This window comes from Sphingobium yanoikuyae, assembly GCF_013001025.1.
In the GTDB taxonomy this organism is placed as follows: domain Bacteria; phylum Pseudomonadota; class Alphaproteobacteria; order Sphingomonadales; family Sphingomonadaceae; genus Sphingobium; species Sphingobium yanoikuyae_A.
In genome coordinates this window covers 262,488-275,991 of the sequence record NZ_CP053022.1, presented here as the reverse complement: position 1 = coordinate 275,991, position 13,504 = coordinate 262,488, and the positions used below count along the sequence as shown (strand labels likewise).

Here is a 13,504-nt window from a genome sequence, read left to right as displayed (position 1 = left end):
AACGTTCGATCGTGAAGACAATCGTCGGGTCGCTCGATTGAGATAGCAGTTCGATGAACGGGCGAAATCACCCGAACGGGGTATCATAGCGGGCAGCTATCAAGATCTGCTTCTAATACCTCACATCCAGCAATCCTGTACGACTTCAAAATAACTGATTTTCGCTGCTGAACTGATGTTCGTCAACGAACATCGCATTGACTGCGATGGCCCTCTAAGATGATTCCGACGCCCGCGCGCCAAACCGCCACCAGTTGAAGGCGTGGCTCCTTGGCGATTCAGTCTATCGCTGCCTACCATCCGCTGTTCGACCTTGCCGGTTTTGAACGTGCCGTCGTCCCACCTGTTCAGCGAGGACAGCTATTTCGCCTCGCCCGATCTTTTCTGGGCCGAGCAGCAGAGCGAGGTCGATGCCCGCAAGGCTGCCTATCCGGGCGCTAGCTGGCAGGAGATGGTGATCGTGCCCACCTCCCAATATTTTCATGCAAAATGCAAAACGCAAAAAATTTCGATTGCGTTATCGTTTCGTGGAAACAATGATCGATCAATCGGTTATTCCCTGGCAAGTCTCCATGGCTTGCGCGACCCGACTGGCCCTGCATCATCCGGTGCAGGGTTTTTCGACCCTCTCGGTTGACCTCGGCCTGCCTGCAGTGGGTGGCCGGCCGAGGTCGACTCGATGGCCTCAAGCCATTGCCGAGTGGATTCACATTTCGCCGGTAATAGCCAAACTCATCCAGCGGGGCGGCATGGACTGCGCCAATCTGCTGGATGCCCCGCCTGCCTTTTCAGAGTGAAAGCGACCCGCCTGAAGGCAGGCGGGGCAAGACTTGATTTTTTCCAACCGGGGGCGGACCCTTGATCTGCTCCTCGCAAGGTTCACCCTTGCCACGGCGTGCGCCAGGCGCAGCCTCGCAGTCAATGCCAGCCCATTGCCACAAGCCTCTGCAGATACGCCGGCGCGCCGCGATCAGCTGTTGACCTTGTCCTTGAGCGCCTTGGCTGGCTGGAACCCTACCTTGCGCGACGCCGGAATCGTCATCGGGTCGCCCGTCCGGGGAATCCTGCCCACCTGGGCCGCGCTCTGGTTCACCTTGAACTTGCCGAAGCCTGCGATCGAGACCTCTTCGCCCCAGGCTGCCGCGTCGATGATCTTCTTCACGTCCGACTTGGTGGCCGCTTGCTGGGTAGCGACGGCTTCGATCAGTTCATTTCCGGTCATGGCACACTCATCTGCTTTGAAAGCACGCTGTTTGCCAAACATGCCGGCGGCGGTTGAGCGAGGAATATGCTGATTGCGAAACAATCCTGCGCCTGTCTCCTTATTTGGCGGGCCGCGCCAATCGCCGCCGATTCTTGCGGACCGCCTTGCGATAATGGGTGACTGACGCGGTCATCATGGCAGGCGGCGAGCTGCCAAGGCTTCCGGTCATGAACTTCCATTGCAGCAGCGCTGCGGCCTCCACCTTCTCCCTGACCATCAGTTGCGCTTCAGCCATGGCCGCCGCATTGCCGGCCATGAGCCGAGGAAGCCGCATGCCGATGACGGAGCAAGCCTCGAGCCCGAGGCTCCAGCAATCGAATGTCAGGGACAGGGATGATGGGGTGCGCATGCCGCTATAAGGCCGCCCGGCCGCGTGGGTTCCCCACATCGGACAAGATCATGATGAACGCGACAGCAGCGTCCCGCCCGCCATCCTCCCTTGCCGCCGACAGATCTGAACTCTCCCACCGCCGAGAATCCCGCTTCCGCACCGATTGCTTGCCAAATGCCGCGATCAGCCTGGATAGAGATCAACCCGATCAGCGTCTGGCAGGACGGCATCGAGCAGCAGGGATCGATGGCAGCCCGCAGGATCGCGCTCGAAGCAGAGCAGCGCGGTGGGGCGCGCCGCAGCCAGTTCGACCAGTTGCGCGGCCTGAACAATCGCCTCGGGCAGGTCGAGCTGACCCGCATAGATTTCCGTCAGGCGTGCATGCTGCCCCCTGCGCGCCGCTTCGCGGCCTGCCGGCGGGGTGCCAAGCGCCTTGAAGCCGACATAGTCGATCCCCGCCTCGCGCAGTCCGGATGCAAGGATATTCTTCGAAAATCCCGGGCGGCGCGAGAGTGGAAGGGCCCGCACATCGGCCAGGACTTCAACGCCCGCTGCCCTGAGCGCCTCGATCAGCTGTGCCTGGGTTACCCCCTCATAGCCGATGGTGAAAATCTTCATGAGTGGGACGCCTCAGCCATTGCCTCTATCCGCGCATCAATCGATCCCGGACAGGCGAGTTCCTGGTGGGTCGCCGATCCAAAGTGGCGTCACCGCAGGCGAGCATGAAAGAGCAGCATTCCCTAACGGAAATCTCCAGACCTTGTCCGATCCATACAAGGCGACTCACATGCAAGCCTGTATCTGTTGATCAGCGACCCGAGGCTTCCAGCCTGCTACTGCCCGCCCGGCCCATGCCGGGCGGGCTTTTATCTGATGGCGGCATGATGAGTGGCATGGTCGCCTTTCCACTTCCGCTTCTGTCCTCTTCGCTGGAGCGATGACCGGATCAATTTTCCGGCATTTTCAAGCACGGCTTTTTCATTGCCGCGCCCAGAGGAACGGCGGTCGGTCATCGGGCGTTCGGGCAACACCCAAAGAGGAGGATGTCATGAGAAATCATCTGTGGATGAGTGTCGCACCGATAGCGGCCCTTGCGCTTGGCGCTTGCAGCCCGAAAGCCGAACAAAAGGCCGATAACGCCTTGAACGATACCGGTGCTGCCGTTTCGAACGCTCTCAATTCCACCGGCAACGCAATCGACAATGCGCAGCAGGCTCTCACGACGACGCCAACCGGCCAGGAATTTGCGGACGCGGCCGCCAAAAGCGATGCCTTCGAGATAGAAGCCGCCAAGCTGGCGACGACAAATGCCCAGTCTCCCCAGGTGAAGGAATTTGCCGGGATGATGGTCGCCGCCCACACGGAATCGACCGCAAAGATCAAGGCCGCGGCCAAGGCGGCCAGTCCCGCGATTACGCCAAATGCGACACTGACCAAGGACCAGGCGGAAGATCTGGCGGAGCTGAAGACGCTCAAGGGCGCTGAGTTCGACAAGGAATATATCGACGGCCAGGTCGATGCCCATGAGGATGCCCTCGACCTGATGCGCAAATATGCCGTGGACGGGAACGTCGTCTCGCTCAAGCAGGCAGCGGGCGAGATAGCGCCGGTCGTCGAGAAGCATCTTTCAAGCGCCAGGGCGCTCGACAAGGACTGACGGAACGCCGCCTTCGCCCGCCGCGTTGATCCTGTCTACGAACGAGGAGATGACATAGCGACATCGCCTTCATTGCGTAGGCTTCCGGGGGCCCCCGCCAGCATGTCTGTCGGGGGCCTTTTCATGGCCGGAGCGGCCTTGGCTCCTGCTTGCCGGTGGATCGGGTCGCTCGCATAGAGGCGTCTCGCCTGGAAGCGCTCCACCCAGTCTTGCGGATAGTCGACGATGTGGACCGAGCGAACCGCAGGCTTCAGGTCGACATGATGGACCAGGGCATAGTGCCGAAAGCCCATGGCCTTCGTGATTTCGGCCATCAGGTCAGACAAGGCCGTAGCGTCCTTGATCGCGCCAGCGACAGCGCAGAAATCCTGAACTTGCCCAAGCCCGATCATCATATGGCCGGCGAGATCAGAGCAGCGCTTCCATGTTGAGATGACCATCGCGAACCGCGCGCAGCACCAGCTGCGTGCGTCGTCGCACGCCATAACGCCTGCGGGCCGATTCAACATATTCGTGCACGGTGTCGCGGCTGAGGCCGAGGATCTGGCCGATCTCCCAGTCGCTTTTGCCTTGCGCGACGAGCGCGATGCATTCGACCTGGCGAGGGCTGAGAGGGACGCAGGCCAATGGCCCTGCCCTTTCGCCAAGCAGCTCGCGCGCCCGATCATAAGCGACCGAGCCGAGCAGACGGGCGGTCAGAACCTCCTCTGCGCTGAGCGGCTCGTCGCGCGATCGGGCGGCGGTAAAGATCGCCTCGGGTTCCCCCGGGGTCCGGATTGGCAAACTGTAGCCGGACGCAAGGTCATGGTCCCTGGCGCGGTCGAGGATGCTTCGCTGGCGCGGCGTGAGCTCCAGCACGTCGCCGATCCGGTCCCAGGCGAGCCCTGACGGGGTGCGAGCGCAGGCCGCATGGATCGGATCTTCGAGATAATGGCGTTCTTCGAGAACTTCCTCGAGCCAGGCCGATGGATAGGTTGTGAGTGTCCGGCGTCAGCACCAATGGCACAGATTTGAGGTTGTAAATTAAGGAGGGTTTGGGCTTCGTCGTAGTGACGAAGGAACGAAGATGAAGCCCAAACCCTCCTTGAAGAAATCGGTGACGAAGGCTCCTGCTGAGCGGGTGGTGAAGGATATCCGGCGTGCGACCCGTCGGCACTTCTCGGCTGAGGACAAGATCCGGATCGTGCTGGATGGCCTGCGCGGCGAGGACAGCATCGCCGAGCTGTGCCGCAAGGAAGGCATTGCTCAAAGCCTGTACTACACCTGGTCGAAGGAGTTCATGGAAGCGGGCAAGCGCCGTCTGGCTGGTGATACGGCACGGGCCGCAACCACCGGCGAAGTGCAGGATCTGCGTCGCGAAGCCCGGAACCTGAAGGAATGCGTGGCCGATCTGACGCTGGAAAACCGGCTGCTTAAAAAAAGCATGATCGCGGATGGGGGCGACGACGAATGAGGTATCCCGCGTCCGAGAAGCTCGAGATCATTCGGATCGTCGAGCAGTCGCACCTGCCCGCCAAGCATACGCTGGACCAACTCGGCATTGCCCGTCGGACCTTCTATCGCTGGTATGATCGCTTCGTCGAAGGCGGGCCAGAGGCGCTGGAAGATCGACCATCGGCACCGAGCCGGGTGTGGAACCGCATCGGCGACGATATCCAGCATCAGATCGTCGAGATGGCGCTGGATTACAGCGAGTTGTCGCCGCGCGAACTGGCGGTGCGCTTCACCGACGAGAAACGGTACTTCGTGTCAGAAGCCACGGTTTACCGTCTGTTGAAGGCCCATGATCTGATCACCAGTCCCGCCTATGTCGTGATCAAGGCGGCCGATGCGTTCCACACCAAGACCACCCGGGTGAACGAGATGTGGCAAACCGACTTCACCTACTTCAAGATCATCGGGTGGGGCTGGATGTACCTGTCGACCGTGCTCGACGACTTCTCGCGCTACATCATCGCCTGGAAGCTGTGCACCAATATGCGGGCCGAGGATGTCACCGACACGCTGGACCTCGCCCTTAAGGCTTCCGGCTGCGACAGCGCCACCGTGCTGCACAAGCCTCGGCTGCTGTCGGATAATGGCCCGAGCTATATTGCCGGCGAGTTGGCCGAATACATCGAGGCCAACAAGATGAGCCATGTGCGCGGCGCTCCGATGCATCCCCAGACCCAAGGCAAGATCGAACGCTGGCATCAGACCCTCAAGAATCGCATCCTGCTGGAAAACTACTTCCTACTCGGCGACCTTGAGGCCCAGATCAAGGCCTTCGTCGAGCTCTACAACAACCAGCGTTACCACGAGAGCCTGAACAACGTAACGCCCGCCGACGCCTACTTCGGCAGGGCGCCAGCCATCATCAAACAGCGTGAAAGGATCAAGCGACAGACCATCGAACATCGGCGCTTGCTGCACCGCAAGCTCGCCGCCTAATATTAACCCCAAGACGAGGCCCGCACTCCGTTAATTTACGCCGCGAGTTGTGCCAAATGTTCCGACGACGGACAGGATAGGTTGTGAGGAACAGGCTTTGCTCGCCTCCGCGCCGAAGGTCGATATTGTGAAGCAGCGTGAACCAGCGGAAGCCAAGATCGCGCACGGCGGCATCGATCGTGCCATGTAAATCGCCAAGGGTTTCAGCACGCTGACAGTCCGCCGCAAAGCGCGTGAGATCATCAAGGCGGCCGCAGTCTTTTATCCTGTTCGCCATAGGCGACGGAAGCTCGTCCGCGAGGAGACGGCTCGTCCAGACCTAAGCGGCGAGCGCCATGATTATCAGGATGAGTTGAGAACGATTCGCAACAATCTACGATTAGAATGGATCGCCTATGACACTTTATCCGCCGGCAAAGTGTCATAGCTGACAACCCGTCTGCGGCCGCCGATTTGGGATTCACATTGATCCTGCTTTGTGCTTGATTCCATCATGTTATGTTTCATGCAGGCAAGCCTCTTGAACCCTCCATTGGCTGTGATGTCGCGGCCGTGCTCGAGACGCTGGCGACCGTATCGAGCCGGCCCCGTTATGCCTTCATGCTGCTCAACCTGATCGCCCAGGTGGCGGGGCCAGATGGAAGCGCCGGTCCCTGGGTCAGGCGGAACGATGGGCTCGTTTCCCTGCGCGATTGGCTATGCGACGCATTGACCCCGATGGCCCAGCGTGGTCCGCGCAGCATTACGCTGGCCGAGCGGGTCGAGAGCGACCTCGCTAGAAACGGACTGCTCCCCGGCGATCTGGAGAAAAGGCGCGGCGTGATCGCGGAGGAAATGCGGGCACGCATTCGCACAGCCGGCAAGAGTAATCTCAGTCGCGCCGTTTCCGAACTGGTGAATGCAGGCCTGCTCCGCCGACATTATCAGGGCTATCGCGTCGACCATCGGAACCGTGGCGGCCAGCGCCACGCCGTCTATACCTTGATCGGCGATGCTCTGCGTCTAGTGCCGGGCATCAGCTCCACACCGAATCTGCCCGTGCAAGGCGAACTTGCCCTCCCAAGATGATTGCGCAGTCGAACCGGGGTTGCTGCAGTAGTGTGCTGTGAGGTCGGGTAACGATGTCCGAATAATAAGGCCAGTCAGAACGTCAGCATTGACCTTGCCGGCAATTACATCAGCCATTCCCGTCAAAGGATCGCCATGGCCTTCTTCGACGCGAATGGATTGTCAGATTCGGAATGAAGCCGGGCACGCGAGCCATATAATCGCGGTAAACCTCGCCGAAGCTGGCTAGCGCCTCCTTTTCCTCATGCCGAGCCAGCCGAATATACATCACGACGAGCACCGGAAACATAGCAAGGGTCAAAAGGGTCGGCCATTGTAGCAAAAAGCCGAGCATGACGAGAATGAAGCCGACATATTGCGGGTGCCGGATCCGGGCATAAATCCCAGTAAGGGCCAATTGGTGTTTGCGCTGACTCAAGTGAAGGGCCGTCCATGCAACCGAGATCAGCCAGTAACCCACGCCGATCAGCACAAAGCTGGCGATGTGGAATGGACCGTAATGGGGATTAACTCGCCAGCCGAACATCATCTCCAGGAGATGTCCAGCATCGTGGCTCCACCAGTCGACAGCGGGGAAATACGACTGGAGCCACCCCGAAAGCACGAAGATCGTGAGCGGGAAGCCATACATTTCCGCGAAGAGCGCTATGATGAAAGCGCTGAACGCCCCCAAACTGCGCCAGTCTCGTTTAGTTGCCGGCTTGAAGAAGCTGAACGCAAAGAGGATGAAAACGGCGGCGTTAACCAGCGCGAGCCCCCACAGACCATAGCCATAGTCGGCGTGCGTCATCGCGACTCTCCTTCGATGCGGCCGTTGGGATTGGCCGGTAAGCCGGCGGGTGCCTGACCGGGCTCATGGCCATGCTGATGCCCACCATGGCCGCGGTGCATGAACAGGTGCATGAGCGGGCAGGCGAGCAGGATGAGATAGGGCAGCACACCCAGGAAGTGCGCGGTATACTCGGTGAGGAGGAAGAAGCTAGCGACGAGCAGGAAGCCGATCAGAACGATCTTGCCGCGCTTGCGCATGCGATGGTCATGTTCGCCCATATGCCGTCCTCTTCTGGTCAACGTCCGGGCAGCATAGGCTCGAGTCCAAGGAGCAAGGTATAAGTAGAGACCGAAGTCCCCCGGGCATCGCGCAGGCATGGGTAAGGCGATCGATGGGATCGGCCATCGGCGTTCGGGCGACGCAGCTGTCGGGGAGCAGCAGTCGTGCTGCGGATTTTGCGTATAGGCGTGCGGCGTCCGCGAACCAATGCTGCGCTCACGAACATAATCGTGAGAGGCAGGCCCGCGTCCATGCAAAAGAGAAAGAAACGGCACCATTCCCGCGTGACCATCTTCGAGCGTGAAGCAAGGATCGATCTGGCCAAGCGCCCGGCCGATGGTCTCGGCGTTGCCTTTCTCGGCGCATCGGGAACGGTCACAGGGTCGCGTTATCTGGTGGACGATGGTGAAACTCAGATCGTGGTCGATTCCGGCCTGTTTCAGGGACCCAGGGATCTGCGCCGCCTTAATTGGGCATCGATCCCACCCGAAGTCGCGGATGTCGGCCAGGTGCTGCTGAACCACGCCCATCTCGATCACTCGGGCGCACTACCGCGCATGGCGCGCCTGGGCTGGGACGGGACCGTCCTTGCCACGCGGGCGACCGCGGCCCTGTGCGAGCTCCTTCTTCCCGACAGCGGCCATCTGCAGGAAAAGGATGCGGAGTTCGCCAACCAGCACGGCTTCTCCAGGCACCAGCCGGCGCTGCCCCTCTACACCCAGGCCGACGCGCGTCTGGCATTGCAGCTCTTCCGCCCGATCGAGTTCGGAGCGTGGCATGCAGTCACGGACGGCATCAGGGTGCGCTACCATCGCGCCGGCCACATCCTCGGCGCGGCGTCGATCGAGATCGACTGGAAGGGGCGGACAATCCTCTTCTCAGGCGACATCGGCCGTTACGGCGATGCGGTGATGAAGAATCCCGAGCCGCCCGCGCGCGCCGACTATGTCCTAGTGGAATCGACCTATGGCGATCGGCGCCACGAGCAGGTCGATCCGACAAAGACGCTTGGAGATCATGTCGAACGATGCGTCGAGAGAGGCGGGACGGTGGTGATTCCGGCCTTCGCCGTGGGACGGGTTCAGTCGCTTCTCTATCATTTCTCGCGTCTGCGCGCGCAGGGACGCCTCCGCGACATCCCGATCTTCCTCGACAGCCCGATGGCGATCAACGCGAGCGGGCTGATGTGCGATTTCATGGACGAGCATCGCCTGGCCCGCGCCGAGTGCGAAGCGGCGTGCAGCGTCGCGCACTATGTGCGCGAAGTGGAGGAATCCAAGGAACTCACCGCCAACCCCGCTCCCAAGGTCATCATCTCGGCCAGTGGAATGGCAACGGGCGGCCGCGTGCTCCACCATCTCAAGCGCTTCGCGCCGGATGGGAAGAACCTCATCCTCTTCTCAGGCTTCCAGGCGGCGGGCACCCGCGGCGCCGCCATGATCGGGGGCGCCCGGACGATCAAGATCCACGGCGAGTATATCCCGGTCGAAGCCGATGTCGCCAACCTGACGATGCTTTCGGCGCATGCCGACAGCGACGAGCTCATGCGCTGGCTCGGGTCGCTGCAAGAGCCCCCGCGCCATGTCTATGTCACGCATGGCGAGCCGACCGGCGCCCAGGTCCTGGCGAAGCGTGTCTCGGAGGATCTGGGCTGGGCATGCAGCGTACCGGCGCTGGGTAGCTGGGGCATGCTCGCGTGAAGCCCGGGATCATCGAGGACGCCGAAGTAGAGCCTGTCGCGACGACGCTGCGGGCACACCGCCTCGGCCTGTCGGCTGCCGGAGGTGATCTGATCGCGGTCATGCGCCAAGACTGTCCCGTCTGCCGCTCGGAAGGTCTCGCGTCGCGCGCGCAGGTCGCGCTGCACGCCGGCGGGCGGGAAATCGTCGTCTCGCTGCTGCACAGTTCCGCGGAGGCTCCAGCGCCCGGCGAGATCGGCCTGTCCGAATCCGCATGGCGGCGGCTCGGCGTCAGCGAGGGCGATCCGGTCGAGATCGCGCACGCCCAGCCTCTCGCCTCGCTCGCCGAAGTGCGTCGGCGCATCTATGGCAATCGTCTCAGTGAAGGGGCTTTTTCAGCGATCATGACCGACATCGCCGAGCGACGCTATAGCGATGTCCATCTCTCGGCGTTCATCACGGCATGCTCAGCGGTCCCGCTCGATACGGACGAAACGATCAGCCTGACCAGGGCGATGGTCGATGTCGGCGAGCGATTGCAGTGGTCCGGAGCGGTCATCGTCGACAAGCATAGCGTCGGTGGATTGCCGGGCAATCGCACCACGCCGATCATCGTCTCGATCATGGCCGCGGAGGGCCTGATCATGCCCAAGACATCGTCGCGGGCGATCACCTCGCCGGCCGGCACGGCGGACACGATGGAGGTGCTTGCACCTGTCGACCTCGACGTTTCCGCCATCCGCAAGGTGGTCGAGCGCGAAGGCGGCTGCATCGCCTGGGGCGGCGCCGTCAATCTCAGCCCGGCCGACGATGTGATCATCGGCGTTGAACGAGTGCTCGATATCGATGCCGTAGGGCAGATGGTCGCCTCGGTGCTGTCCAAGAAAATCGCGGCCGGTGCGACCCATCTGGTCATCGATATCCCGGTCGGGCCGACCGCCAAGGTACGCGGAACCGATGCCGCCGATACGCTCGAGCGCGCGCTGAGCTCGGTCGCCCAAGCCTTCGGGCTTCGCACGCGCGTGATGCGCGGCCCCGGCGCGGAGCCGATCGGACGGGGCATCGGCCCGGCGCTCGAGGCGCAGGATATCCTTGCCGTCCTCCAGGGGCAGCCGGGCGCCGAGGATCTCGCCCACCGGGCCTGCGAGCTGGCGGGAGGACTGCTTGAGCTCGCTGACGCGGCCCCGGCCGGCGAAGGCTATGCGCGTGCGCGGGCGTGTCTCGAAAGCGGCGGGGCCTGGGCCAAGTTCCAACGTATCTGCGAAGCGCAGGGCGGCATGCGGGCTCCACCGGTCGCCCGGTTTCAGCAGGATATGATCGCTCCCTATAGCGGCCGCCTGGTGAGTATCGACAATCGCAAGCTCGCGACGGTCGCGAAGCTCGCCGGCGCGCCGGTGGCCAAGGCCGCTGGCGTCGCACTGCAGTGTCGGCTGAACCAGATGGTGGATGCCGGGGCTCCCTTGTGTAGCATTCATGCCGAGAGCCCGGGCGAGCTCGACTATGCGGCGGCCTATGCCGTGAGCGACGGGCCGATCTTCGGGATTGAAGCGCTATGAACCGTCCCGTCCTGTTCGCGCTGCCTGGCAGCGAGGCCCTGGCACAGCCGCTATCCGCCGCGCTCGATGCAGAGGTCGGCACGATCGAGCATCGTCAGTTTCCTGACGGGGAAACCTATCTCAGGGTCGGAAACGACGTCAGCGACCGCGAGGTCATCCTGCTGTCCAGTCTCGATCATCCGGACGCCAAGCTGTTGCCGCTGCTGTTCGCAGCCGACACCGCGCGCGATCTTGGCGCTCGCAGGATCGGGCTCGTCGCCCCTTACCTCGCTTACATGCGCCAGGACATACGCTTCCATGCCGGCGAGGCGGTGACGTCGCGAACCTTTGCTGCGATCCTGTCTCGCCATCTCGACTGGCTGGTGACGGTCGATCCGCATCTCCATCGCTACCATGAATTGTCGGAAATCTACCGCATCCCAACCCAGGTTGTTCATGCCGCGCCGTTTTTGGCCTCGTGGATCAAGCGCAATGTCGCTCGCCCGCTGATCATCGGTCCGGACCTGGAAAGCGAACAGTGGGTCTCGCAGGTGGCGGCCGATGCCGATGCTCCGTTTCTCGTGTGCGAGAAAATCCGATCCGGCGACCGTCACGTCACCATCTCGATTCCGAATGCCCCAGCGTTTCTCGATCGCCAGCCGGTGCTGGTCGACGATATCGCCTCATCCGGTCGGACCCTCACCGAGGCGGCGCGCCAACTGGTCGGCATGGGGTTCGCGCGACCGGATTGCGTGGTCGTGCATCCGCTTTTTGCCGGCGATGCAGCGCAAGTCCTGGGTGGGCTCGTCGAGAGGATCGTGAGCACGAACGCTGTTGCGCATACCTCTAATGATATCGACGTGATGCCGGCGATTGCGGAGGCCGTTCGTCACGGAATTTGAACGGTGCGCTGCGCGTCAGTTCTTCAGTACTCAATGCTCAATGCACGATGAAAACGAACGCCCGGCAAACGCCGGGCGCATTCCCATCCATTGACCCTACACGAGCCCGAACCAATCTTCCGGGAACTTCGCTTTCGGAGAAAGTCGCGGCAGGAAAGGAGGATATGTCATGTCGCACACACGCTCTTTCCTTGATCCCTTCATCGTTGCTCGGACCCGCAGCTTGAGCCCGAAGTGAAGCCCGCCATCCTTGCATCCTGGGCGTCCGATCGCTCCGCCGTCGAGGGCCAACCGGCCCTCCGTCGCCCGCCAGCATCCCGGTGCCGGTCGACGATGTGATGGCAGCGCTGCGCTGGCTCGATCGCGCTGAGCGCGGCGCGGGCCTGGCATCCTTGGTTCGTCAGGAACAACCCGGTATCGGTGCCATCCTCGCCGGGAATATCGAAACTGCGACACGGAAGGCGGGCGATCTCTGCGATGATCAGCCTTCGATCTCAAAACCCTATGATCACCGGTTCGTGCTGAATCGGATTCGCCGTGCCGTAGCGGCGCGCGAGCGGAGCTGCGATCCGCCCCGGACATCGGCGTTACGGCGCGCTGCTGACACAGAATAGCGATTATCAGCTTCTTGCCATGACAACATGACGCGTCGAGCTTAGGAGCAACCAGCGCGCTCATCCCCCAAGAGGCGTGCCCACTCCCGGCGGCAGCGTCTTGCGGCGCCTTGCCGCCGGGAGACCAGAGGGAGCGCCGCCCCGTTCGCAAGAGCGGTCATCTCGCAAAGTTCGGCACATGATGCCGGGTCGCTTACCCCCCTCTCGCCGAGCACCTGCCTTGCCTGTTGTGATGCGGCGGTATTTCGGCCTTGACCTTGGACCATGGTCCTACCCGTAGAAGGTCTCCCCTTTGAAGCTGTGCCCGCTGGGGTGCGCAGCAATGCCAACACGTCCGGGGGGCCATGGAGAGCAAGCGCGTCGTTCATGTCATTGATGACGAAGAAACAATCAGGAAAGCTGTAGGATTCACATTAAGAACAGCGGGATTTGCCGTCGAGACCTATGGCTCGGGAGTCGACTTTCTGAAAATTGCAGATGAAGCTGAAAGAGGTAGCATCGTTCTCGACATGCACATGCCGGACATGAACGGTCTACAGGTCCAGGCAGCGCTGACGCAGATGGATATAAGCATGCCAGTGGTGATGCTGACCGGCAACGGAGACATTGCGCTTGCTGTCCAAGCGATGAAGGCGGGTGCTGTCGATTTCCTGGCCAAACCTATCGAACGGCCGCTGCTGCTCGATGCGATAGACCGAGCGTTCGCGCGCATCGACACGGCCGAGGGGCGCGCTCTCGAAGAAGCCGAGGCATGCCGACAGGTCGATCTACTGACACCGCGCGAACGGGATGTTCTCGAAGGCCTTGCGCAAGGCCTTCCGAACAAGACCATCGCCTATGATCTGGGCATTTCTTCACGGACGGTCGAAGTCCATCGCGCGAGCATCATGTCCAAGCTTGGAGTCCGTACCCTTGCCGAAACCTTGCGGATCGCCTTTGCGGCTGGAATGGGAAGGCCGCTTTAGGTAAAGGC

The 13,504-nt window shown here is 61.8% G+C and carries 16 protein-coding genes and 2 pseudogenes; 10 read left to right on the top strand and 8 right to left on the bottom strand.

The window, feature by feature from the left end:
- The first annotated feature begins 313 nt into the window (after positions 1 to 313).
- Positions 314 to 637: a hypothetical protein gene (locus HH800_RS26585; RefSeq protein ID WP_162181980.1), complete on the top strand. Its 324-nt coding sequence runs from the start codon at positions 314 to 316 to the stop codon at positions 635 to 637.
- A gap of 333 nt (positions 638 to 970) precedes the next feature.
- Here the strand turns inward: HH800_RS26585 and HH800_RS26580 are convergent, their stop codons facing one another.
- The 4 genes from HH800_RS26580 to HH800_RS26565 all read right to left on the bottom strand — a co-directional run bounded on the left by HH800_RS26580 (position 971) and on the right by HH800_RS26565 (position 2,608).
- Complete coding sequence (locus tag HH800_RS26580; protein ID WP_017503657.1) at positions 971 to 1,222, bottom strand: HU family DNA-binding protein; 252 nt, start codon at positions 1,220 to 1,222, stop codon at positions 971 to 973.
- A gap of 100 nt (positions 1,223 to 1,322) precedes the next feature.
- Positions 1,323 to 1,538, bottom strand: coding sequence for a hypothetical protein (locus HH800_RS26575; RefSeq protein ID WP_037521888.1), 216 nt, complete (start codon positions 1,536 to 1,538; stop codon positions 1,323 to 1,325).
- A 240-nt stretch (positions 1,539 to 1,778) separates the two neighbouring features.
- Positions 1,779 to 2,213 (bottom strand): DUF488 family protein, encoded by a 435-nt coding sequence (locus HH800_RS26570; protein ID WP_017503659.1) that lies wholly within the window; start codon positions 2,211 to 2,213, stop codon positions 1,779 to 1,781.
- Positions 2,214 to 2,461: 248 nt separating this feature from the next.
- Complete coding sequence (locus HH800_RS26565; protein ID WP_169863488.1) at positions 2,462 to 2,608, bottom strand: hypothetical protein; 147 nt, start codon at positions 2,606 to 2,608, stop codon at positions 2,462 to 2,464.
- Between the two features lie 35 nt (positions 2,609 to 2,643).
- Between HH800_RS26565 and HH800_RS26560 the strand changes: the two genes are divergently transcribed.
- Entirely contained in the window at positions 2,644 to 3,252 is a 609-nt protein-coding gene (locus tag HH800_RS26560; protein WP_026109720.1) for a DUF4142 domain-containing protein, read from the top strand.
- A gap of 35 nt (positions 3,253 to 3,287) precedes the next feature.
- On the opposite strand, the gene HH800_RS26555 is transcribed toward HH800_RS26560, so the two are convergent.
- Both HH800_RS26555 and HH800_RS26550 read right to left on the bottom strand, forming a co-directional pair.
- Positions 3,288 to 3,647 (bottom strand): autoinducer binding domain-containing protein, encoded by a 360-nt coding sequence (locus HH800_RS26555; RefSeq protein ID WP_037521889.1) that lies wholly within the window; start codon positions 3,645 to 3,647, stop codon positions 3,288 to 3,290.
- A gap of 13 nt (positions 3,648 to 3,660) precedes the next feature.
- Positions 3,661 to 4,233 (bottom strand): annotated as a pseudogene (locus tag HH800_RS26550) (helix-turn-helix transcriptional regulator); the annotation flags it as partial.
- Between the two features lie 85 nt (positions 4,234 to 4,318).
- Here HH800_RS26550 and HH800_RS26545 point away from each other — a divergent pair.
- A protein-coding gene (locus tag HH800_RS26545) for an IS3 family transposase (protein WP_169863487.1) occupies positions 4,319 to 5,682 on the top strand; the annotation gives its coding sequence in 2 pieces (ribosomal slippage) (positions 4,319 to 4,667 and positions 4,667 to 5,682; 1,365 coding nt in all).
- A 498-nt stretch (positions 5,683 to 6,180) separates the two neighbouring features.
- The gene (locus HH800_RS26540) at positions 6,181 to 6,750 is read left to right on the top strand and encodes a hypothetical protein (protein ID WP_004212754.1); all 570 of its coding nucleotides are present in this window, start codon (positions 6,181 to 6,183) and stop codon (positions 6,748 to 6,750) included.
- Positions 6,751 to 6,859: 109 nt separating this feature from the next.
- Here the strand turns inward: HH800_RS26540 and HH800_RS26535 are convergent, their stop codons facing one another.
- Both HH800_RS26535 and HH800_RS26530 read right to left on the bottom strand, forming a co-directional pair.
- On the bottom strand, positions 6,860 to 7,540 hold the full coding sequence (locus HH800_RS26535; RefSeq protein WP_004212753.1) for a methyltransferase family protein: 681 nt from the start codon (positions 7,538 to 7,540) through the stop codon (positions 6,860 to 6,862).
- Entirely contained in the window at positions 7,537 to 7,800 is a 264-nt protein-coding gene (locus HH800_RS26530; RefSeq protein ID WP_004212752.1) for a DUF2933 domain-containing protein, read from the bottom strand. The genes HH800_RS26535 and HH800_RS26530 overlap by 4 nt, the downstream gene beginning before the upstream one ends.
- A gap of 252 nt (positions 7,801 to 8,052) precedes the next feature.
- Between HH800_RS26530 and HH800_RS26525 the strand changes: the two genes are divergently transcribed.
- From HH800_RS26525 to HH800_RS26505, 6 genes and pseudogenes are all read left to right on the top strand, one after another.
- Entirely contained in the window at positions 8,053 to 9,501 is a 1,449-nt protein-coding gene (locus HH800_RS26525; protein ID WP_169863486.1) for an MBL fold metallo-hydrolase RNA specificity domain-containing protein, read from the top strand.
- Entirely contained in the window at positions 9,498 to 11,036 is a 1,539-nt protein-coding gene (locus tag HH800_RS26520; protein ID WP_004212749.1) for a thymidine phosphorylase family protein, read from the top strand. The genes HH800_RS26525 and HH800_RS26520 overlap by 4 nt, the downstream gene beginning before the upstream one ends.
- A complete protein-coding gene (locus tag HH800_RS26515; protein WP_017503370.1) occupies positions 11,033 to 11,917 on the top strand; it encodes a ribose-phosphate pyrophosphokinase in 885 nt (294 codons plus the stop codon). Before HH800_RS26520 ends, HH800_RS26515 begins: the two co-directional genes overlap by 4 nt.
- A 169-nt stretch (positions 11,918 to 12,086) precedes the next feature.
- Positions 12,087 to 12,282 (top strand): annotated as a pseudogene (locus tag HH800_RS29655) (hypothetical protein); the annotation flags it as partial.
- Complete coding sequence (locus HH800_RS26510) at positions 12,256 to 12,531, top strand: hypothetical protein (protein ID WP_140159542.1); 276 nt, start codon at positions 12,256 to 12,258, stop codon at positions 12,529 to 12,531. The pseudogene HH800_RS29655 and the gene HH800_RS26510, both read left to right, overlap by 27 nt.
- A gap of 344 nt (positions 12,532 to 12,875) precedes the next feature.
- Entirely contained in the window at positions 12,876 to 13,496 is a 621-nt protein-coding gene (locus HH800_RS26505) for a response regulator transcription factor (RefSeq protein WP_021245235.1), read from the top strand.
- The last annotated feature ends 8 nt before the right edge of the window (positions 13,497 to 13,504 follow it).

Coding starts and splice junctions, on each gene's coding strand:
- HH800_RS26565 (WP_169863488.1), bottom strand. CDS start 2,608: ATGACCGACCGCCGTTCCTCTGGGCGCGGCAATGAAAAAGCCGTGCTT.
- HH800_RS26580 (WP_017503657.1), bottom strand. CDS start 1,222: ATGACCGGAAATGAACTGATCGAAGCCGTCGCTACCCAGCAAGCGGCC.
- HH800_RS26540 (WP_004212754.1), top strand. CDS start 6,181: ATGTTTCATGCAGGCAAGCCTCTTGAACCCTCCATTGGCTGTGATGTC.
- HH800_RS26570 (WP_017503659.1), bottom strand. CDS start 2,213: ATGAAGATTTTCACCATCGGCTATGAGGGGGTAACCCAGGCACAGCTG.
- HH800_RS26510 (WP_140159542.1), top strand. CDS start 12,256: ATGGCAGCGCTGCGCTGGCTCGATCGCGCTGAGCGCGGCGCGGGCCTG.
- HH800_RS26555 (WP_037521889.1), bottom strand. CDS start 3,647: ATGATGATCGGGCTTGGGCAAGTTCAGGATTTCTGCGCTGTCGCTGGC.
- HH800_RS26535 (WP_004212753.1), bottom strand. CDS start 7,540: ATGACGCACGCCGACTATGGCTATGGTCTGTGGGGGCTCGCGCTGGTT.
- HH800_RS26575 (WP_037521888.1), bottom strand. CDS start 1,538: ATGCGGCTTCCTCGGCTCATGGCCGGCAATGCGGCGGCCATGGCTGAA.
- HH800_RS26525 (WP_169863486.1), top strand. CDS start 8,053: ATGCAAAAGAGAAAGAAACGGCACCATTCCCGCGTGACCATCTTCGAG.
- HH800_RS26530 (WP_004212752.1), bottom strand. CDS start 7,800: ATGGGCGAACATGACCATCGCATGCGCAAGCGCGGCAAGATCGTTCTG.
- HH800_RS26505 (WP_021245235.1), top strand. CDS start 12,876: ATGGAGAGCAAGCGCGTCGTTCATGTCATTGATGACGAAGAAACAATC.
- HH800_RS26560 (WP_026109720.1), top strand. CDS start 2,644: ATGAGAAATCATCTGTGGATGAGTGTCGCACCGATAGCGGCCCTTGCG.
- HH800_RS26515 (WP_017503370.1), top strand. CDS start 11,033: ATGAACCGTCCCGTCCTGTTCGCGCTGCCTGGCAGCGAGGCCCTGGCA.